At 67.5% G+C, this 21284-nt stretch carries 8 protein-coding genes; all 8 read left to right on the forward strand.

Annotation, left to right across the window (positions count from 1 at the left end; translation table 11 throughout):
- Positions 1-588 precede the first annotated feature (588 nt).
- The 8 genes from BW38_RS06870 (at position 589) to BW38_RS06840 (ending at position 21241) form a co-directional block, all read left to right on the forward strand.
- Positions 589-1242: an STN domain-containing protein gene (locus tag BW38_RS06870; RefSeq protein ID WP_152543314.1), complete on the forward strand. Its 654-nt coding sequence runs from the start codon at positions 589-591 to the stop codon at positions 1240-1242.
- The gene (locus tag BW38_RS06865; RefSeq protein ID WP_235189972.1) at positions 1239-1769 is read left to right on the forward strand and encodes a sigma-70 family RNA polymerase sigma factor; all 531 of its coding nucleotides are present in this window, start codon (positions 1239-1241) and stop codon (positions 1767-1769) included. Before BW38_RS06870 ends, BW38_RS06865 begins: the two co-directional genes overlap by 4 nt.
- Positions 1766-2809, forward strand: a complete 1044-nt coding sequence (locus BW38_RS06860) for a DUF4880 domain-containing protein (RefSeq protein WP_081794581.1) — start codon at positions 1766-1768, stop codon at positions 2807-2809. The genes BW38_RS06865 and BW38_RS06860 overlap by 4 nt, the downstream gene beginning before the upstream one ends.
- 295 nt (positions 2810-3104) lie before the next feature.
- On the forward strand, positions 3105-16622 hold the full coding sequence (locus BW38_RS0120800; RefSeq protein ID WP_161763254.1) for a filamentous haemagglutinin family protein: 13518 nt from the start codon (positions 3105-3107) through the stop codon (positions 16620-16622).
- A gap of 61 nt (positions 16623-16683) precedes the next feature.
- Positions 16684-18279 (forward strand): ShlB/FhaC/HecB family hemolysin secretion/activation protein, encoded by a 1596-nt coding sequence (locus BW38_RS06855; protein WP_032976880.1) that lies wholly within the window; start codon positions 16684-16686, stop codon positions 18277-18279.
- A gap of 34 nt (positions 18280-18313) precedes the next feature.
- Positions 18314-20119: a MotA/TolQ/ExbB proton channel family protein gene (locus BW38_RS06850; protein WP_032976881.1), complete on the forward strand. Its 1806-nt coding sequence runs from the start codon at positions 18314-18316 to the stop codon at positions 20117-20119.
- 11 nt (positions 20120-20130) lie between these two features.
- Positions 20131-20544, forward strand: coding sequence for a biopolymer transporter ExbD (locus BW38_RS06845; protein WP_032976882.1), 414 nt, complete (start codon positions 20131-20133; stop codon positions 20542-20544).
- Positions 20545-20548: 4 nt separating this feature from the next.
- The gene (locus BW38_RS06840; RefSeq protein ID WP_235189973.1) at positions 20549-21241 is read left to right on the forward strand and encodes a TonB family protein; all 693 of its coding nucleotides are present in this window, start codon (positions 20549-20551) and stop codon (positions 21239-21241) included.
- Positions 21242-21284 lie beyond the last annotated feature (43 nt).

The following is a 21284-nucleotide window of genomic DNA, read 5'->3' on the forward strand; positions in this document are numbered from 1 at the left end:
TGTCAGCATTCCGTCCGGCAGCGATACCGCATTCCCCACCTCACGGCCGCGTTGTCGGCGGTGCTGGAGGCGGTGCCATCGGCCGCTGAGGCCGCGTGGAGATCCCAAAACTATTCCCCATCCTCTGCTGGGCGGCAGCCCGATGGGCCAGACCGAGCGCGGTTGGCGCCTGCCGCACCCGCTGCTCGGACGCCGGCATCTCAGGCATGGGCTTGCGCGAGGCGGGCATCAACCGTTCGCTCATGCAGGCGTAGTCGGGGATGCGTTCGCCGTTGACCTCCAGTTCGATACAAGCAGCGTCGGCGGCCGTGAGCGCGGGCGCGGTCCTAGGCGCAGCCTTTGCCGGGCCGCCCCACGCGTGCGGCGGTAGCAGCAGAAAGACGCCCGTAGCAAGCCAGCGCAAGAGATGCATGGGTGTCACCAAGTTGCAATGAAGCCGACCTAACGTGACCGGCTTGGCGTTGTGATGCTGGCGTGTCTTGCATGCAGTTTGATGACACCGGAGCGCAGGACGGGGGGCCGGCAATGCGGGCGGGAAGGCGTGATCGCTGCATCCGCGGCGTTGCCTGGCTATTGTGCATCGCATGGATGCTGGCGCCGACGCTGCTGGCCTGGGCCGGCGCGGGCGCTGCGCCCGAGGGGGCTACCCACCTGTTCGACATTCCAGCCCAACCGTTGCCACAGGCGTTGCAGGTGTATGGGGAGACCACAGGGGTGGCGGTACTGATTGATGCCCGCATGCTGGGCGGCCTGCGCTCGACGGCAGTCAGTGGACGCCATGCGCCATTGCCGGCGCTGCAGATGCTGCTGCAGGGCACGGGCCTGGCCCCTCGCTTTGTCGACGGTGGCGGGTTCACGCTGGTAGCGGGTGAGACCCCGGCGTCCAGCGGTGCAGGCCCAGCCAATGCCGGCACACCCTCTGCAACAGACCCCGCCGCGTCCCGGCGCCGAGCGGCGCGTGTCATCCAGCAGTCACTGGAGACAGCGTTGTGCGGCGCGCGCGCGACGCGCCCGGGCGGCTATCGGGTCGCGCTGCAACTATGGTTGGACCCGGCCAACCATCGGGTGAGCCGCGCCGATGTCATGGAAAGCAGCGGCGACCCACGTCGTGATGCCGCGATTCTGCAGCGGTTGGACGACCTGGCCATGCCAGGGCTGCCGGCGGACCTGCCGCAACCGGTGACGCTGCTGTTGCTGCCACACGCTGCGGGCCGCACGCCGCCATGCAGGGGGGCACTGTGACGGCACTCCGCGGGCTGTTCCTGGACCACTACGAGGCCTTCCGCAAGCGCCTGCGCCGCCGCCTGGGCTCGGACGACCTGGCGCTGGATGCATTGCAGGAGACCTGGCTGCGCGTCGAGCGAATGGGCAATATCGTGCCGCAGCGCAGCCCGGTGGCCTATCTGTTCCGCATGTCGATCAACGCCGCCAGCGACCAGCGCCAGGCCCACGCACGGATGCTGACCGGCACCGAGTTGGATGCGCTGATGGACGAGACCGCCGACCATCTGGATCCGGCCACGGTGACGTTCGGCCAGGTGGAAATGGCGCAGCTGGAGCAGGCGCTGCGCGAGCTGCCCGAGCGCCAGCGCGCCATCCTGGTGGCGGCGCGCATCGAGCAGTTGCCGATCGAGGCCATTGCCCTGCAGCACGGGGTGTCGGCGCGGATGATCGGCAAGGAGCTGAAGAAGGCCCTGCAGCACTGCGCAGGACGGCTGGACCGGCCGTTGGTGCAACGGTTCGGTCCCGGCGCCGGAAAACCGTCATGACTGATATGAAGACGAATGTGGCCTCCCCACTGCCGGCAGACGTACGGCAACAGGCACAGGATTGGTTGCTGCGCCTGAACGGTGCGGCAGTCAGTGAAGCCGACGCCGACGCCTTCCGCCGATGGCGGGGGCTCGACCCGCGCCACGCCGCTGCGTTTGCACAGGCACGCGCGCTGTGGAAGGCGCTGGGGCCGGCGCTGCAGGCTACGGGTGCGCAGGCAGAACAGGCGCCTGTGGCCCGTGAGGAGCAGCCGGTGGCAAGTCCGCCGCCAGCTGCCCATGCCGGCAGCCCTGCTCGGCCGCGCAGCCGCGCGCGAATGGGGCGCAGGGCATTCCTGGGCGGCGCAGTCGCAGCGGCGGCAGGTGGCTGCTGGCTGGCGGCCAGTTCGCCACTGGGTCTGTGGCCGGAGCTGGGGGCACTGGGCGCGGACTACCGCACCGCCACCGGTGAGCGCCGCGAGCTGGAGATCCAGGGGGTGACGGTGGCGATGGGTACACGCACCCGTCTGCGACGGTCCGACGATCATGCGCGCGGACTGCAGTTGAGCCAGGGCGAGGCACAATTCGCGCTACCTGCGTGGGCACGGCGTGGCTTCGAGATCCAGGTGGAGGGCGCGCGGGTGACGCTGGACCCGGGCGCTCGGGTGAACGTGCGCTGCGTGGGTGGGGATGTACGGGTGACCTGCCTGGCTGGCACCGCCGCGCTTGCCCGTGGCGCGCGGACAGTGGTGCTGCAGCAGGGCTGGCAGGCACGGCTGGATGGCGCGCGCATTGCCTCGGTGGGGGAGGTGCCCACCGAACGCGTCGACGCGTGGCGACACGGCTGGTTGATGTTCGATGACCAGCCGCTGTCGGAGGTGGTTGAAGAGATCAACCGCTACCGCACCGGGCGCATCGTCATCGCAGACAGCACGTTGTCGCAGCGCCGTGTGCAGGCCCGTATTTCGTTGCAGCGCATCGATACCTTCATCGACTTGGTACGCGATGCCTATGGCGCACGTGTTGTCAGCATGCCCGGCGACGTGGTGCTGTTGGGCTGAGCATGCGGATCCTGCGGGCGCGCGATCACAACACGCCTGCATGACGTTGCGATGACACCTGCAGTGCTGACCGACAGGCCGTCATCTGTAGATGAAATTTTTGTTGCAGCGGTTCAGTCGCTGCCATCCAACCCGGTCTTATCCACCGTAACAAGCGCAACGCAATGCGGCGTCAGGCTGGCTCCTGTTCCTGGGGGTGCGCCGATGGAGTGCCGCTACGGCATGTGCTTGCCCTTATCAGCGAACGATATTGCGACGGGTGATGGCGATGGTGAAGCAGCAGAACGATCTGGGCATGCGCGCAGCTGCACGGGCACCGCAGGTGCAGCCGCTGGCGCAGGCCATTGCCCTGTTGCTGATGGCAGGCGGCATGGTGGGCGGAGTATCGGCGCAACAGGCCTTCAGCCCTGCGTGGTTCGCCAACAAGGGCGCACAGCAGCAGACCGCCGCGCAGAGCGGACGGCTGCCCAGCGGCATGCCGTCCAATCTGCTGCGCACCGATGCACAGGCGCAGAAGGCGCGTGAGACGCTGCAGACCTCGCTGGACAATCTCGGCACTGCTGCGCAGGCCATCGCAATGCAGCAGCGCCTGCAGCAGAGTGCCCGCGATGCGGCGCGATTGCGCGTCAGCCAGGTGCCCGATGGCCTGGGCCAGGGTGGCCTGAAGATCGACGACGATGCGCTGACCAAAGGCTGGTCCAACGCCAGCGGCCCGGTGCAGAGCAGCAAGGACGGCACCACCACGGTCAGCATCGCGCAGACGGCCGACAAGGCCATCCTCAACTGGGAAACCTTCAACGTCGGCCGCAACACCGTGGTCGACTTCGACCAGCAGGCGGGCTGGTCGCTGCTGAACCGCATCAGCGATCCGTCCGCACGGCCGTCGCAGATTCTTGGCCGCATCCAGGGCCAGGGTACGGTGATGCTGGTCAACCGCAATGGCGTGGTGTTCGACGGCAGCAGCCAGGTGAACGTCCGCAACCTGGCGGCCTCGGCCGTGAACATCAGCGATGCGCAGTTCCGCAAGGGCCTGTACAGCGATGCGCAGGGAACGGCTTTCATTCCCACGTTCGGCAACGAACTGAGCAGCAGCGCCAACAGTTTCGCGCATGCGGCAGCCACCGGTGATGTGGTGGTCGAGCGCGGTGCGCAGATCACCACGCATGCGCCTACCACCGTTACCGAAGGCGGTGGCTATGTGCTGCTGCTCGGCCGGCAGGTCAGCAACCATGGGCAGATCAGCAGCGCCAACGGGCAGACCGTGCTGGCCGCTGGCGATGCGTTCGTGATCCGCAAGGGTCTGGGCACCGACCAGAACCTGACCTCCACCACCCGTGGCAACGTGGTGACCGCACTTCGCGCGCCTGCAGCGGCCGGCATGCCGGTGGACGCTGCGGCAGGCGTGGTCAGCAACACCGGCCTGGTGCAGGCCAGCACCGGCGACATCACCCTGGTTGGTCATGAAGTGCAGCAGCACGGCACGCTGGTGGCCACCAGTTCGGTGCATGCACGCGGCACCATCCATCTGCGCAATGAGCGCAGTGACACCGAAGGCAGCATCCAGCTGGCGCAGGGCAGCACCACCGCCATCGTGCTGGACGACTCGGCCACCACCGCGCTGGATGTGCAGCGCGAGACGCTGGTGCAGGACTCGGACAAGGCCGGCGATGGCATCCAGCATCGCCGCGACCAGTCACTGGTGCAGATCGATACGGCCGGCGATGTCAGCTTTGCGAAGGACAGCCTGACCCTGGCCACCGGCGGCCAGGTGTATGTGGATGCACGCAGCACCGAGCTGCAGCAGGGCGCGCGGATCGACGTGTCCGGCCATGTCGGCGTCAAGATCGCGATGGAAGCCAACAACGTCCAGATCAACGTGCAGGGCAACGAACAGCGCGATGCGCCGGTCAACCGCCTTGGCGAGAAGCTCAGCAGCAACAGCATCTGGCTGGACCGGCGCGACCTGACCCTGGTGCCGGCGGGCACCAACGGTTACGAAGCCGATCGCTGGTACACCGCCGGGGGCTTGCTGGAAGTGGGCGGCTATCTGGGCGTTACCGGTCACGGTATCGGTGAATGGTCGGCGCAGGGCGGCTCCGTGCAGTTCAGTGGCGGCAACCTGCAGACGCGCGCGGGCTCGCAGATCAACCTGTCCGGCGGCACCTTGGACGTGCAGACCGGCTATATCCAGCAGACCCACCTGAAGGGAGCCGATGGCCGTCTGTACAGCGCCTCCACCGCACCGGGCGACCTGCTGTACACCGGCCTGTACAAGGGCTTCGAGAGCAGCCACGCCCGTTGGGGCACTACCGAATACCACTACAACCCGCTGATCGGTGCGCGCCAGCGCCTGGAGAACGGCTACGTGGTGGGTCGCGATGCGGGCCGGATGATCGTGGCCACGCAGTCGGCGCAGCTGCAGGGCGACATCGAAACCGCGACGTTCCAGGGCGACCGCCAGATCAATGCCCGCCAGATCGATCTGGATGGCTACCTGCAGGCGCAGACGGCAGTGGCCCGCAATGGCCAGCTGGTGATCGGCCAGCAGCGTGCGGTGCAGGACAAGGGCACGCACGGCCTGCGCTACACACCTTCGGCCGTGACCGGCAAGGTGCAGATCGGCAGCGTGCCGGTTGCAGAAAGTGACAGCAGCACCGGCATGCATCTGGATGCGGCGTGGTTGAACAGCCTGGCGCTGGGGGGCCTGCAGGTCTACGCACGTGATGCGGTGGTGGTGGACCAGGCGCTGCAGATGGCAGCAGGGGGATCGCTGGGCCTGCATGCCACCCAGGTGCAGGTGAATGCCGATCTGGTGGCCCGTGGTGGCGCGATCGCGCTGGGCAACATCGTGCCCGGCTGGAGCGAGAGTACCGGTTGGCTTGATCGTGCGCTGGTTCCAGTGGCTGCCAACAGCCGTGCACGCACGTTGCTGGGCGAGGGCGTGCTGCTTGATACCCGTGGTCTGTGGAGCAACCTGCAGACTGAGCCACTTGGCATCGAGGGCATGCCCTATGTGGATGGTGGCAGCATCCAGCTACGCAGCAGCCAGGATGTGCTGGTGGCGCGCGGCGCACGCCTGGATGCCTCTTCGGGCGCAGCGCTGCAGGCCGACGACCACCTGCGTGGCGGTCGCGGCGGCGACATCGCGCTGATCGCCAACGCGCTGGAGGAAGCACCGGTGGCCGGCATAGCGGCGGGTCAGCTGAGCCTGCAGGGCGATCTGCGCGGCCATGGTGTCAAGGGCGGCGGCACGCTGCGGCTGCAATCGGGCAAGGCGGTGGTGATCGGTGGACAGGTGGCCGGCAGCGACGGCCTGCTGCGCGCGGGCGAACGCGCGCCAATCGATCTGCTCACCTCCGACACCTTCCAGGTGCTGGCGGGCAGCACATTGCCGGTCGACTATGCCTATACCCGCGTACAGGCCCAACCGGGAGAGACGCTGGGCACGCAGCCGGTGGTGGACCCCGCCCGCCCGGAAACCCACCTCACCCTGGGCGCGAGCTGGACCCCACCCAAGCCGGTGGCCAACGCCGACTCCTACATCCTGCGCACGCTGGATGGGCGCGCGTTCACGGTGAACGCATGGACGCCGCCGCCGACCCTGGCGGCGGGCACCGTTGTTACCCAGATCACCGGCTTCCAGGGTGGCTTCCCGATCAACTATGCGGTGCCGGCGGACGTGTTTCCGCAGGGCATCCGGGTACTGCCGTCGGCGGCAACGCTGAAAGCCGGCAGCGTGGCACCGACCGATATCCGTTTCGCCGCCGGCACGCGCATCGGCGCCGGCAACGTGCTGGCGCAGGATGTGGCGGTAGAGCGCCCGTTGCAGCTGTCCAGCGAGCTGTTCGGGCAGGGCTTCGCGCGCTATGAAGTGACTGGCCAGCAGAGCCTGGCGGTGGCACCCGGCGCCGACCTGCGGGTGAGCATGCCGGTGCTGCAGCTGGACCTGGAACATGCGCGGGCGCTGCGCAGTGGCGGCGCGCCCGGCGAGGCATTGCAGGAATGGTTGGCACCGGAATTCAGCGCTGACACTGCCAAGGCGACGCTGCAGCAGCGCAAGGGGGCCGACCTGCAGCTGCGTGCAGGCAGCACGATGGGCGCGCTGGCAACGCTGGCGATCGGCGAGGGTGCGCACCTGCAGGTGGACAACGGGCGCAGCATCGGTCTGGCCGGCAATGGCCAGATCACCGTGGACGGCACGTTGCAGGCCCACAGCGGGCGCATCGACATCCTCGACATGGGGCTGGGTGAGATCGCCGCGTCGCCTAAGAGCCACGACCGCTCGCTGTGGATCGGCGATCACGCCGTGCTTGATGTTTCCGGCGTGGCCCAGGTTGAACGTGATGCACGTGGCCAGCGTTTCGGCCAGGTTGGTGATGGCGGCCGCATCCAGCTGGGAGGCCGCTACGATGCCAACGCCACCAGCGTGGATGGTGTGGACGCATTCGTGGTGGTGCGCCCCGGTGCACGCCTCGATGCCTCCGGTGCCAGTGCCACGCTCGATGTGCCTGGCCAAGGGGCGACTGACGTGGCCGGCGATGGTGGCGTGCTGCACCTGGCCAGCTTCAATGGCCTGTTCCTGGAGGGCAGGCTGCGTGCAGCTGCCGGTGGGCGCGGTGCCGCCGGCGGCACCCTGTCGGTGGCACTGGAAGCACCGAACTATCTGCTGGCCGGCAATCCAGACGATCGCGTGCGCTCGTTGCGCGAACTCAGCGTGACCCAGCAGCAGGCAGATAGTGGTCTGGCTGCTGCGCTGCAACCCGGCCAGCGCGATCCAGCGCTGGTCTATGGGCGCGCCGCGATTGGCGTCGACCGCATCCAGGCCGGAGGCTTCGGCAACCTGGGCCTGCTGGTCAATGGCGTGATGAGCTTCAACGACGGCGTGGACCTGGCCATGAGCCAAGGCCTGCGCCTGACCGCCAGCAATCTCAGCCTGGCAGAACACAGCGGAAACGGCGCGCAGGTGGCGCTGGCCGCACCGTATGTACGGCTGGCCGGCAACACCCGTGGTGCGAAGGATGCGCACACCCTGCCGCTGCCCGAGATCCAGCGCCTGCCTGCGTTGCGCGATGCCTCTACGCTGCGCGTGGAAGCAGGGGTGCTGGATGTGATCGAGTCGGTGGCCTTCGGCACTTCCGGCAAGCTGGCACAGGGCGCTGGCACCATCGATGTGCAGCGCGATGGCTTTGAAACCGTGGAGCTGCGCAGCAGGGGTGACCTGCGCCTGCTCAAATCCAAGGTGCGCGACCGCAGCTCGATCGATACGGTGGGCGACCTGGTGCTGTCCGCCAGCCAGATCTATCCCGCCACCCAGGCGGTGGCTGAGATCCGTGCCGGCAAGATGGGCACCGTCGACCAGTGGGGTCAGTTCCAGGTGGTGTACGACCCGGCACGTTCGCTGCGCGTGGAGCGCAGTGGTGACGCGCTGCCGGCTGCACCGCTGGCGGCGTTCGGTACCTTGCGGCTGTTGTCGTCCAACATCGAACAGGGTGGCGTGGTCCGCGCACCGCTGGGCGAACTCCTGATCGGCCAGGCCGACGGCGGCACCTTCGGACTGGCCAGCCGCGTGCAGTTGTTGCCGGGCAGCGTGACGTCTGTCAGCGGCGCGGGCCTGCGCATGCCTTACGGCGGTACCAAGGATGGCCTGACCTATGTGCATGACGGCCTGGATGCGGTCTACAAGGGCATCGGTGTCAGCGGCAACGAGTTCGGCGGTGTCACCCTGCGCGGCGAGAACATCGATGTACAGGCTGGTGCGGTGCTGGACCTGTCCGGCGGCGGTGAGCTGAGTGGCGCGGCGTTCCTGAGCGGGCGTGGCGGTTCCACCGATGCACGCTTGCATCCGTTGGTGCAGATTGATGCCAACGGCGGTGGCTTCGTGCTGCCTGGCCTGTCCAGCAATCCGGTCTATGCGATCGTGCCCGGCGCACAGGCCGATGCCGCACCGATCGCAGCGGAGAAGGGCGCGGGTGATCCGGCCATCGGCCGCCAGATCCAGATTGGCGCGGGTGTGCCGGGTTTGCCGGCCGGAACCTACACCTTGCTGCCATCCACCTACGCGCTGCTGCCGGGTGCATTCCGGGTGGAACTCAATGGCCAGGCCAGCAGCCAGGCCGGTTTCGGCGCCAGCACGGCGATGCGCAACGGCTCGTGGAGCACGGCGGCGCGGTTCAGCACGGCCGGCACCGATATCCAGGATGCGCTGACCTCGCAGGTGATCGTGACTGCCGCCGACACCCTGCGGCAGTACTCGCAATACAACGAAACCAGCTACGCGCAGTTCGGCCTGGCCTGGGCGCAGCGTGACGGTGCACCGCGGCCCCGGCTGGAGCGTGATGCCGGCAGGCTGACGCTGGATCTTTCCAATCGCCAGGCTGACAAACCCGAAGTGCATGCGCTGGCGATCGCGCCGGGCAGCGTGCGTGGCGTAGCCGCCAGCGGTGGTTACGGCAGTGAGCTGGTTGTGCGCAGCCCAGGTGCGCTGGAAGTGCTGGCGCCCGGCAGTACGGTCACCGACGGCTTCAGCGGCCTGTCGGTGCATGCCGATGCGCTGAACGCGGTAGGGGCCAACACGATGACGATTGGCGGGACGCCTACGTCGGTGTTCCAGGCCAACCGCATCACCCAGGACGCCTACAAGCTTGGGTTCGGCAGCAACGGCCAGGCGTCGTCGCAGGTGGTGCTGCGCAGCGGGGCGCAGCTGTCGGCCGCGCAGGTGTTCCTGGTGGCCGGTGCGCGCGAAGGTGGCATCACGGTGGAGCAGGGCGCATCCATCACGACGCTCGGCCAGGGCGCGGCGGCGTGGGATTCGACCGCTGGCTATATCTTCGACCCCGGCACCACGGCGGTGCTGGCGGTATCCAACGGTTGGCTGGACATGCTGGCACCGGGCACCAGCACCGAAGCGCGCTATGGACAGGGTGACATCCTGATTGGTGGTTGCGGTGCCGACCGCAGCTGCAGCGGTGCCGCTACGCTGTACGCAGGCGGTACCCTCACCGCCGCCACCACGGCGGGCTTCGAGCTGGCCGACAGTGCGCGCTACGGCGCCCGCAACCTGGTGCTGGCCGTTGGCAACATCAACGTTGGCAGTACTGATGCGCTGGCACGGATGGCCGCCGAGGGCCTGCTGCCGGCTGGACTCACCCTCAACCAGCAGGTGTTGGATCGCCTGCTGCGCGGCGATGCCAGTACCGGTGCGCCTGCATTGGAAAAGCTGGTGCTGACGGCCGGCGATGCGGTGAACTTCTTTGATTCGGTAGAGCTGTCCACGCTCGATGCCAGCGGCAAGTCAACGCTGGGACAACTGGTGCTGACCGCGCCCGCCATCCGTGGCCAGGGCGATGCCGATGCAGTGGCCCGCATCCGCACCGATACCCTCGTCTGGAACGGCAGTGCGCGTCCGGCTGGCGATGTTGTTGCCGGTGGCGCGGGTACAGGCAGTGGCCAGCTGCAGGTGGATGCGCGGCAGATCCTGTTCGGCTATGCCGAGCAGTCCCAGCCCGACACCGTGGCCATGCATGGCCGGCAGACGCTGGGCTTCGGCACGGTTGCACTGAACGCCAGCGATCGCATCAGCGCCAATCACATCGGCAGCCTGTCGGTGTACCAATCGCAGGGCGCCTGGAACGGGCAGGCCAAGGCCTTCGATTACAGCGGCGGTGACCTGCTGATCAGCACCCCGCTGTTCACCGGCGCAGCCGGATCGATCAATCGCATCCGTGCCGGTGGCCGCATCGCCGTGGTCGCAGCGCAGGGCGGCAATGCGGTCGCCAGCGATCCGGCAGCGGCGCTGGGCGCTGAGCTTTCACTGCAGGCCGGCCGCGATCTGCTGCTGGATACCCGCGTACAGCTGCCCAGCGGCAAGCTGCAGCTGGCGGCGCAGGATGACGTGCGCCTGGGCGATGGTGCGCAGCTGGACCTTGCCGGGCGCCGCATCGACATGTTCGATGTCAGTCGCTACAGCTGGGGCGGTGATGTCACCCTGGATTCCCAGGCCGGGAGCATCGTGCAGGCGGCGGGCTCGCGCATCGATCTGTCGGCGGTGAACAACCGCGGCGGTCGGCTCAATGCCAGCGCGCTGGGTGCAGGCGCTGGCACTGTATCGCTGGCTGGCCAGATGCTGGGTGGCAGCAGCGGCCGCTACGACACCGGCGGCACCTGGGTGCCGTACAGCAGTGCCTATCTCGATCTGCGTGCGCAGCACATCGACGACTTCGCCGCCCTCAACACGCGTCTCAACGCGGGGCAGGTCTTCGGTGGCCGCAGCTTCCAGCTCAAGCAGGGCGACCTGGTCATCGGTGATGGGCTGAAGGCGCGCGAGGTGAACGTCTCGGTCGATGCCGGCCATCTGACCGTGCAGGGCCATATCGACGCCAGTGGCGAACAGGTGGGCAGCATCCGCCTGGCCGCCCGCGACGGCCTCAGCCTGGGCACCGCTGCGGTGCTGGACGCGCATGGCAGCGTGCTGCGACGGGACAGCTACGGCCAGGTGATCGACGCACCGAACCGTGCGGTGATCGAACTGGATTCGGGCAATGGTCTGCTGGCACTGGCCGCTGGCGCGCGCATGGATCTCGGTGTCAGCGATGCACCGGCGGCGTACGGAACGGTCGTGCTCAATGCCCCCCGCCTGGGCGGCGCGCGTGGCAATGATGTGGCGATCGATGCTTCGGCACCTGTACGCATCGATGGTGCCCGCGCGATCACCGTCAATGCTTTCCAGACCTACACCGATGCTGCCGCCGGCACCGATGCCACGGTGGATGGCCGCAGCTACCAGGTCATCAACCAGGCGTACCTGGACACGATCCATGCCGACAGTACGGCGTTCATCGACAACGCGCTGGGCAACGGGGCGTTGATCGACGGCAAACTGGCCGGGTTGCGTGCCTATGGCGACCAGTTCCATCTGCGGCCGGGTGTACAGATCAGCAGCAGTGCCGACGCGCTGGTCAATCGTGATGGCCATCTGCATGTCGATGGCGATATCGATCTGTCCGGCTATCGCTACGCCAGCCTCAACCCGCATCTGCAGAAGACCCGCCAGTACGGTTCCGGTGAAGCCGGTGCGCTGGTGCTGCGTGCGGCGGGCGACCTGGAAGTGTTCGGCAGCATCAGCGACGGTTTCGACGGCTCGCGCCTGCTGGTGGGCAGCACACCGGATGACAAGGGCTGGCTGTTGCCGAACGGGCGTATTCCGTTCGGCGGCGAAGTGGTGATTCCGCATGGCGGGGTGGTCACGCTGGATGCCGGCAGTGCGTTCCAGCCGGGACGTACACTCAATTTCGACCTTCCCGCAGCGGCGATGCAGTTGCCCTCGGGTACGCAGCTGCCGTCCCGCATGACCCTGGCAGGCGAGCTGGCGTTGCCGGCCGGCACCGTGCTGGGCGCGGCCATCCGCGATGGCAATGGGGTGCTGCTGCATGCGGCCGGCACGGTGCTGGCGCAGGCCACCACACTGGCGGCAGGCACGCAGTTGGACGCGGGTTTCCGCGTACCTGCGGCCACCTCGATGGCAGCCGGTACCTGGCCGGCCGGCGTTCCGCTGCCGGTAGGCATGAGCCTTGCGCAGCCGCTGCTGCTGGCCAAGGGGGCGATCCTGCCGTCGGAAACCGACGTCAAACTGCCAGGCAGCGCAGAGTCGATCAACCTGCGTCCGGCCGATGCCAACGGCAACCAGGGGCGTACCTGGGCACTGGCGCCGATGCTGGCAGCCGGCTCGCAGTCGTTCGACCTGCGCCTGGTGGCTGGTGCCGATCTGCAGGCGGCCGACACCCGCGCCATGGCGCGAGGCGCCACCGGCACCGTGCGCCTGGCCGATACCCATTACGGCGTGCTGGTGGAGAACGCGCCGGTGCCCGGTACGGGCATCCCCGCCGAGTATCGCTGGGCGGTGGACGTTGATGCTGATACCTGGAACTCGATCGGCCTGCCCAGCCAGGTGATTGCCGGCGAAATCATCACCCAGGACAACATCGACATGTTGATCCTCTTCGGCCTGATCACATCCAGCCCGCTGGAGCTCAATGGCTGGGGCCTGGGGGAGCCGGTGTACGAAGCCAACCCGGGAGTGCCGCCGCAGTTCGCCGACATCGCCCGGCCCGCCCGCGAGCAGGTGTTCAGCGTGCTGCGTACCGGCACCGGCGACCTCGACCTGGTGGCAGCCGGTGACCTGCAGATGCATTCGCCCTATGGCGTGTACACCGCCGGTACGGCGTCGTCGTCGCTGGCCGCCGGCAATGGCGTTGACCCCTACAACCAGCCACGCGGCGCGCTGAAGGATGGCAGCCTGCTGTGGAAGGATCAGGAGGCTGCTTTCCGGCCATTGATCGACGGCGGCACGCAGAGTCTCTACAGCGCGTGGTATCCCGAACATGGTGGCAACGTGCTGGTGCGCGCCGGTGGCAATCTGGTCGGCGACCTGATCGGCGCGGGTGGCGAGCCCCGCAACACCGTGTCCTTCGGCATGATGCGTGGGCAGATCGGCTCGGTGGCCATCGGCAATTGGTTGTGGCGACAGGGCACCGGCAGCGTGACGCCGGGCAGCGACGGCACGCCCGTTGCGTGGTGGGTCAACTTCGGCACCTACGTGCCCGGTTCGGCCGATGGCAGCTACCTGGCAAATTCCAACGCACGCTATGCCAATGCCCCGTTCCTGGCCGGCTTCACCGGCGTGGGCACGCTGGGTGGCGGCAACCTGGTGGTGGAAGCCGGCGGTGATGCCGGTATCCAGTCCGCCCGCGGCGATGCACGCCTCAACCAGGGCGCGCAGAGTCTGGACAAGACGCTGGTACCGCGCAGCCAGGGCCTGAACCTGGCGGTCGGCAGCAGTGGCCGCATGACCGCTGCGGGCGATCTGGTGCTGACCGGTGGCGGTGACCTCGACCTGCGTATCGGCGGCAGCCTGAACCCGAACGCGGAACTGCGCCGCAACGAACACGACCTCAACAGCACGCTGGTCAACCTGCGCGGTGCCTTGCGCGTGGAAGCCGGCGCGCTGGGTGGGTTGCAACTGCGCTACGGCGTGCTGGACCACATCGATTCGCGTGGTGGCGATCCTTTCGCGGCAGGCCGTGCCTACGCCGGTGGCGGACCGGTGCTGGTACTTGGCGATTCGTCAGCACGGCTGGATACGCGCGGCGATCTGGTGCTCGGCGGCGTGGGTGATCCCGGCCGCACCAAGCTGCTCAATGCCACGCCGTTTACGTATGCAGGCCAGCAGGTGGCGGGCGAGGGGTGGAGTTCGTTCTCGCTGTGGACACCTTCCACCAGCATCGATCTGTTCAGTGCAGGCGGCAACCTGACCCCGACCACGGAGTGGGCCGGTGGCGCCAACAACGAAGACATCGCCATCGACCGCCGTGGCAGCAACGCATCGGGCACTCTGGATGGCGATTTCTATCCTTCCATCCTGCGTGCGGTTGCGGCCAATGGCAGCCTCTACTACGGCGTGGGCACCACCGCGCTGCGCAACAACTTCGGCAGCACACCACTGCGCGTGCTGCGCGGGCTGACACTGGCGCCCGCGCCGCAGGGCAGCCAGTTCATCAACGCCACCGGCAAGGGCGAGCTGGCCCTGCTTGCGGGCGACTCGATCTACGCCAGCGGCTACGCCATCACCGCATCCACCGCCGACCCGAGGGCACTCAGCAGTCCGTTCAATCCAGCTTTCATGGGCATCACCGCGCAGACCGGTGGTGGGCCGAATGGCTTCAGCCCCACGCGCATCCACAACGCTGCGGCGGCCAACATCGCCTTCAACGACTGGATCACCGATGGCAATGGCCGCATCAGCAACGCCTCGTTGCTGAACTTTGGCAGCCAGGCGACCTCAAGCTACGCCGCCGTGGGCCAGCAGCCGGCGCGCTATTACGCCGTGCAGGGTGACATCGTTGGCCTGCGCATGGGCCAGATCGCCGAGCTGGGGCTGAAGGCACGCGATGGCTACCGCTATGACGGCTCGATTCCGGTGGCGATCCGCGCCGGCCGCGATATCAGCAACAGCGGCACGGGCCTGGGCCAGAAGGACACCGTCGGCGAGGGCCGCGGCAACCTGATCGCGCACGGCCATGCCGATGACATCTCGGTGGTGCAGGCCGGGCGTGACATCCGCTTCAGCACCTTCTACGTCACCGGCCCGGGCCTGCTGGATGTGAGTGCCGGCCGCAACGTCTACCTGGCCGACAAGGGCGAGATCAAATCGCTGGGCAACGTTGTCGATGCCGGTTCCAGCGACCGCGCCAGCGGTGCCAGCATCGTCGTGGCCGCCGGCATGGGCGCGGGTGCGGACTGGAACGCATTTGCCGCGCGCTACCTGGATGCAGTGAACCTGGCCGATCCGGAGCGGCCGCTGTCCGAGCAGCCTGGCAAGGCCGTGTCGATCTACAGTGGCGAACTGACGCTGCCGCAATGGCTGCAGCGTGAGTTCGGCTACAGCGGCGATGCCGCCGGTGCCGATGCCTTCCTGGCCAGCAAGCAGGCCGAACTGGACCAGGCGCGTGCTGCGTCGCTGGTCGGCGGCGGCAATGCTCCCACACGCTCGTTGGCACGCGAGTTCCGCCTGCAGAGCCAGTTGCATCTGGTGAACTGGTTGAGCACCCGCTTCGGTGCCGACAATGGCCTGGGCCTGCATTTCGATGCGGGCACGATGGATGCGCGCACGTTCTTCGCGGCCCTTCCGGCCGAACAGCAGCACGCGTTCCTGCGCAATGTCTATTACGCCGAGTTGAAGAGTGCCGGCCGCGAGTACAACGATGCCAACGGCAAGCGCTTCGGCAGCTACGTGCGCGGTCGTGAAGCGATCGCCACCCTGTTGCCCGGCGCAGACAACGGCGGCCGCTACAACGGTGACCTCACCCTGTTCAGCAGTGCGCTGTATGTGGATGAGTACATCAGCACCAACGGTGTCGGCAAGGATCGGCCGACGCCGGGCAAGACCTATATCAGCAAGGCCGAGTGGCAGGCGATGGGCAGCCCGTCCTACGGTGTGGCGTACTACGAAGTGGTCGACGCCGGCATCCATACCCAGTTCGGCGGTGACGTGCAGATCATGACCCCGGGCGGGCGCACGCTGGTCGGCATCGACGGCGGCTTCGTGCCGGGTGCCGGTTCGGGCGTGATGACCCAGGGCGAGGGTGACATCAGCATCTACTCGCGCGACAGCATTCTGCTCGGCCAGAGCCGCGTCTTCACCACCTTCGGCGGCAACATCCTGGCCTGGTCGGCCGGCGGTGACATCAACGCCGGACGCGGCAGCAAGACCACCGTGGTCTACACGCCGCAGCGTCGCGTCTACGACAGCGTGGGCAACGTCACCCTGTCGCCGAACACGCCCACCACCGGTGCCGGCATCGCCACCCTCAACCCGATCCCGGAGATCGCACCTGGGGACATCGACCTTATTGCTCCGCTGGGCACCATCGATGCCGGTGAGGCCGGTATCCGTGTCTCCGGCAACGTCAACCTGGCGGCGCTGCAGGTGCTCAATGCCGACAACATCCAGGTGCAGGGCAAGTCCGCAGGCGTCCCGGTAGTGGCAGCGGTGAATGTCAGTGCGCTGACCTCGGCCAGTACCGCTGCCAACAGTGCCGTGCAGGCCGCGCAGGAGATGGTCAAACGGCAGACCCAGCAAGCGCAGCCTTCGACCATCAGCGTGCAGGTGCTCGGCTTTGGCGAGGCCACCAGCAGTACCCGTCCGGCCCGCGATGACGACCGCTACGACCCGGACAGCGTGGTGCAGGTGGTGGGCATGGGCGAACTGACAGCCGAACAGCGTGCACGCATGGCCACGTCTTCGGCCAAGCGGCAATGACGATGCCACTGCCAACCCGTTCCGCATCGCCTTCCCACTTTTCCGCATTGAGACGCCACTGATGTTCTTCCCGACCAAGGCAGGGGCCTGGGCGCCCTTGCCGCTGTGCCTGATGTGTGTGATTCCGTTGGCCGCCGCGCAGGAGCAGGCGCCCACCAACGCGCCGCCCGCCGCCCGCGTCAACATCAACGAGTACCTTGTGCGTGGCAACAGCGTGCTGGATGCGCGCGAGATCGAACGCGCAGTCACCCCGTACCTCGGCCCGGACCGCACATTGCAGGATGTCGAGGCAGCGCGGCTGGCCCTGCAGACCGCCTACCAGGGCAAGGGCTACCAGTCGGTGTATGTCGAGCTGCCCGAACAGCAGGTCAGCGGCGGCGTGGTGATCCTGCAGGTCAGCGAGACCCGCGTCGGTGAGGTCAAGGTGGTCGGTGCGCAGCACAATGATCCGCAGCGGCTGCGCGCCCGCGTTCCCGCCCTGCAGGCCGGGGTGGTGCCGGACTTCGCCCAGGCACAGGCGCAGCTGACCGAACTCAACCGCAACGGCAAGCGTCAGGTGATCCCGCTCGTCAAACCCGGTGCCGACGGCCGCATGGATGTCGAACTCAAGGTGGATGATGCGTCGCCGTGGCGTTACAGCGCCAGCGTCAACAACGACCACAGCGTCGACACCGAGCCGCTGCGCAGCACCCTCAGCATCGGCAACGACAACCTGTGGCAGCGCGACCACACCGCCTCGCTCACCTTCTTTGCCGCCCCGCAGGACCTGGACCAGGCCAACGTGCTGTCGGCTTCCTACGGCCTGCCGCTGGCCGGGCCCGACTGGATGCTGGAACTGTCCGGCTACCGCTCCGACAGCAACGTGGTTTCCAGCGGCCAGACCAACGTGACCGGCAAGGGCCATGCGCTGGGCCTGAAGCTCAACCACACCTTGCCGATGGCCGGTGCGTGGTGGCACCAGTTGTCAGCCGGCATCGACTTCAAGGACCTGGACGAATCGGTGGCGATGGTCGGCCAGGCCTCCGATTTCGCGCCGCTCAAATACGCGCCGATCACCTTCGCCTACAGCGGCTTCCGCCAAGGCGAAAAGCATCAGCTCAGTGTCAACCTGCAGATGGTGTTCGGCACCCGCAGCCTGCTTGGCTACGGCAGTTCCGGCGATGAGTTCGATTGGAAACGCGCCTACGCCGATCCGAGCTTCTTCGCGGTCAAGGCCGACCTCAGCGATACCTACACCCTCGACAGCGGCGCGCAGTGGTTCGTCCGCATGTCGGCGCAGATGACCGACCAGCCGCTGGTGTCGGGCGAACAGTTCGCGGCCGGTGGCATGTACACCACGCGCGGCTACCGCTCGGCCGAAGGCATCGGCGACTACGGTGCGCTGGCCACGCTGGAATGGCGCACCCGTCCCTTCAGCCTGTGGGGGCTGCAGGACTGGCGCTTCTACACGTTCATTGATGGCGCCTGGCTGGGCCTGCGCCGGCCGTTGCCCGAACAGACCGACAGCAACTGGATGTCGGCCGTCGGCGTCGGCAGCAGCCTGCGCATCACCGACCACTTCAACCTGCGCCTGGATTACGGCCGCACGCTCAGCGACGGGCCCACCACCACCAAGGGCGCCAATCGCCTGCACATCAGCCTCGGCACCAGCTACTGAGCCCGGCTTTTCCGAATTCCCTGGAGATATTCCCATGCAACGCGTTCTTGCCCTGTTGTTGTTCTGCCTGAGCCTGTCCGCGCTCGGCACTGCCCGCGCCGATACGCCGTGGTGGCAGGCCGAGTGGAAGTACCGCAAATCGATCACTCTGGATGCGGGCCCGGGCGGTGCTGCGCTCGGCGGCAATCTGGGGCGCACCCCAGTGCTGGTGCGCCTGCACACCGGCAACTTCGCCTTCGATGGCGTGGCCGAAGGTGGCAAGGACATCCGTTTCGTCGGTGCGGATGGCCACACGGTGCTGAACCACCAGATCGAGCAGTACGACGCCGGCCTGGGCATGGCGCTGATCTGGGTGGATGTGCCCAGCCTCAGCGGCACCGCACCGCAGACCGTATGGATGTACTACGGCAACGGCAATGCACCGGCTGCCAGCAATGGCCAGCGCGTGTTCGATCCGGATTACAGCGCGGTTCTTCACTTCGCCGACAGCGGCAATGAAGCACACGACACCACCGCCTACGCCAACCCGGCCAGCGGCGCGTTCACCGCCGCCGACGGCGCCATCATCGGCCGCGGTGCGCGCCTGTCCGGCACGCCGCTGCAGTTGCCGGGTTCGCCGTCGCTGGCGATTGCCGCCGGCGGCGCGATGACCTTCTCGGCATGGATCAAGCCGGCCCAGCTCGGCCCGGATCAGGCCCTCTACGCGCGCCGCGAAGGCAGCAACGTGATGATCGTCGGCCTGGATAACGGCGTGCCCTACGTACGCCTCAATGATCAGCGCAGCCAGGCGGTACCGGCGTTGGTAGCAGGGCAGTGGACGCATGTGGCAGTAACGGCCAGCGAGGGCAGGGTCGTACTGTGGGTTGGCGGTCGTGAAGCGAGCCGGATCGATGCGGCATTGCCGGCCTTGGCGGGTGCGGCCCTGATCGGTGCCGATAGTGCACCGCCCGCAGGCGATGCCAGTGCAATCGCCATGGCGCAGCCGTTCCTGGGCGACATCGACGAAGTGCGCGTTTCCAAGGTCGCACGCCCGGCCGCGCTGCTGCTGGCCGACGCAACTGCGCAGGGCGCCGAGTCGCGCCTGCTGACCTTTGGTGAGGATGAGCAGTCGGCTGGCGTCAGCCACTTCGGTTTCATCCTCAAGGCAATGCCGGTGGATGCGTGGGTGGTGGTGGTGGTGCTGGGCCTGATGATGCTGATGTCGTGGGCGATCATGATCGCCAAGAGCCGCTACTTTGGCACCGTGGCCCGCGCCAACCTGGCGTTCTCCGAACAGTACCGCAAGGTGGCCGGTGCACCGGTGGCTGCCCTGCAGCAGGTGGAGCGCAGCGGCGTGCTGGCACCGCACGTGCGCGACAACTCCACACTGTGGAAGCTGTACCGCATCGCGATGGAGGAAATGGATGGTCGCGGTTCGCACCATCATGGCCTGACCGCCGCGGCGATCACCTCGATCCGTGCGTCGATGGATGCAGAAGTGACCCGTGAAAGCGAGCGCATGTCCAAGCGCATGAACTGGCTGTCCACAACCATCGAAGGCGCACCGTACGTGGGTCTGTTCGGCACCGTGATCGGCATCATGCTGGTGTTCGTGGTGGCCGCGATGGCCGGCGCGGTGGACATCAACTCGGTGGCACCGGGCATGGCCGCCGCACTGCTGTGCACCGCCGCGGGCCTTGGCGTCGCCATCCCTGCATTGTTCGGCTACAACTGGTTGGCATCGCGCGCCGAAGCGATCGCCGCCGACATGTCGGTGTTCGTCGATGAATTCACCGCGCGCCTCGCCGAAGAGTTCGACCGCAGCGAACCGGCCGCCGTCGCGCGTCCGGCGCTGGCCTGAGGGGCATCGCCATGGCCAGGGCAAAGCGGTTCGGCATCAAGAAGCGCGAAAAAGGCATCAATGTCACGCCTTTCGTCGACGTGCTGCTGGTGGTGCTGGTGATCTTCATCCTCACCAGCAACGCCTCCATTCCAGGCATCCAGGTGAACCTGCCCAAGGCCAGCTCCAGCATGGCCCTGGAAAAGCCCAAGACCAAGGCCATCACCGTGGACAACAACGGCCAGGTGTTCCTGGATGCCTATCCGGTGAACCTGGCCGAACTGGAAGACCGGCTGCGCACCGAGAAGGCGCTGACCCCGGATTTTCCGGTGATCGTGCGCGGCGACGCGCAGGTGCAGTACGCCCGTGTGGTCGAGGTGCTGGATCTGTTGCGTCGCATCGATCTGAACCAGGTGGGCCTGGTCACCGGGAAAGTGCAGGGGTGAACACGTGACCTCACTCCACTCCCACGCCAACCACGCGGTTCCCGCATGGCGGCGCTGGTGGCCCTGGCTGGTGGTGCCCGCCGCTGTCGCGCTGTTGGCGCTGCTGGTGTGGCTGCTGCTGTTCAGGAACACAGCCAGTACGCGGCGGCCGGTGGCCGAGGTGCCGATGGTGATGTTGCCGCCCCCGCCGCCCCCGCCCCCACCGGAACCTGAGCGCGAGCCGGAAGCCAAGCCGGAAGAGGTGATGCCCGAGCCGGAGCCGCTGGACGAAGTGCCCAAGCCGACCGAAGAGGCGCCCACCCCGGACACCGCCGACCCGGTGACCATGGATGCCGATGCGCAGGCCGGCGGCGACAGCTTCGGCATCCAGTCCGGCAGCGGCGGTGGCCGCAGTGGCACCGGCAGTGGTGGCGCCGGCAATGCCAGCTACGGCCGTTACCTGGGCTATGTGCTGCAGCAGGCCGTGGCGCGCGATGAGCAGGTGCGACGGTTGGCGTTCCAGCTGACGGTCAACATCTGGCTGGACGCCGACGGCGCGGTGAGCCGTGTCGAACTGCTGCGTGGCAGCGGCAATGCCGATGCCGACGACCGCGTACTGCAGGCGATCCGCGCAGTTGGCCGCATCGACGAGCGTCCCCCGGCATCGCTGGATTTCCCCGCGCGCGTGCTGGTACAGGGCCGACGCCCCGGCGGGTGAATGCTGCCATGACGCTCTTTCCATCGAATTCCCTTTTTCTGCG

Origin of the sequence: Stenotrophomonas sp. RIT309 (genome assembly GCF_000632045.1) — a bacterium.
Classification (GTDB): domain Bacteria; phylum Pseudomonadota; class Gammaproteobacteria; order Xanthomonadales; family Xanthomonadaceae; genus Stenotrophomonas; species Stenotrophomonas indicatrix.

Excerpts from the sequence above, each read along its gene's own strand:
- BW38_RS06870 (WP_152543314.1), top strand. The coding sequence starts at position 589 with ATGCTGGCGCCGACGCTGCTGGCCTGGGCCGGCGCGGGCGCTGCGCCC.
- BW38_RS06860 (WP_081794581.1), top strand. The coding sequence starts at position 1,766 with ATGACTGATATGAAGACGAATGTGGCCTCCCCACTGCCGGCAGACGTA.
- BW38_RS0120800 (WP_161763254.1), top strand. The coding sequence starts at position 3,105 with ATGCGCGCAGCTGCACGGGCACCGCAGGTGCAGCCGCTGGCGCAGGCC.
- BW38_RS06855 (WP_032976880.1), top strand. The coding sequence starts at position 16,684 with ATGTTCTTCCCGACCAAGGCAGGGGCCTGGGCGCCCTTGCCGCTGTGC.
- BW38_RS06850 (WP_032976881.1), top strand. The coding sequence starts at position 18,314 with ATGCAACGCGTTCTTGCCCTGTTGTTGTTCTGCCTGAGCCTGTCCGCG.
- BW38_RS06845 (WP_032976882.1), top strand. The coding sequence starts at position 20,131 with ATGGCCAGGGCAAAGCGGTTCGGCATCAAGAAGCGCGAAAAAGGCATC.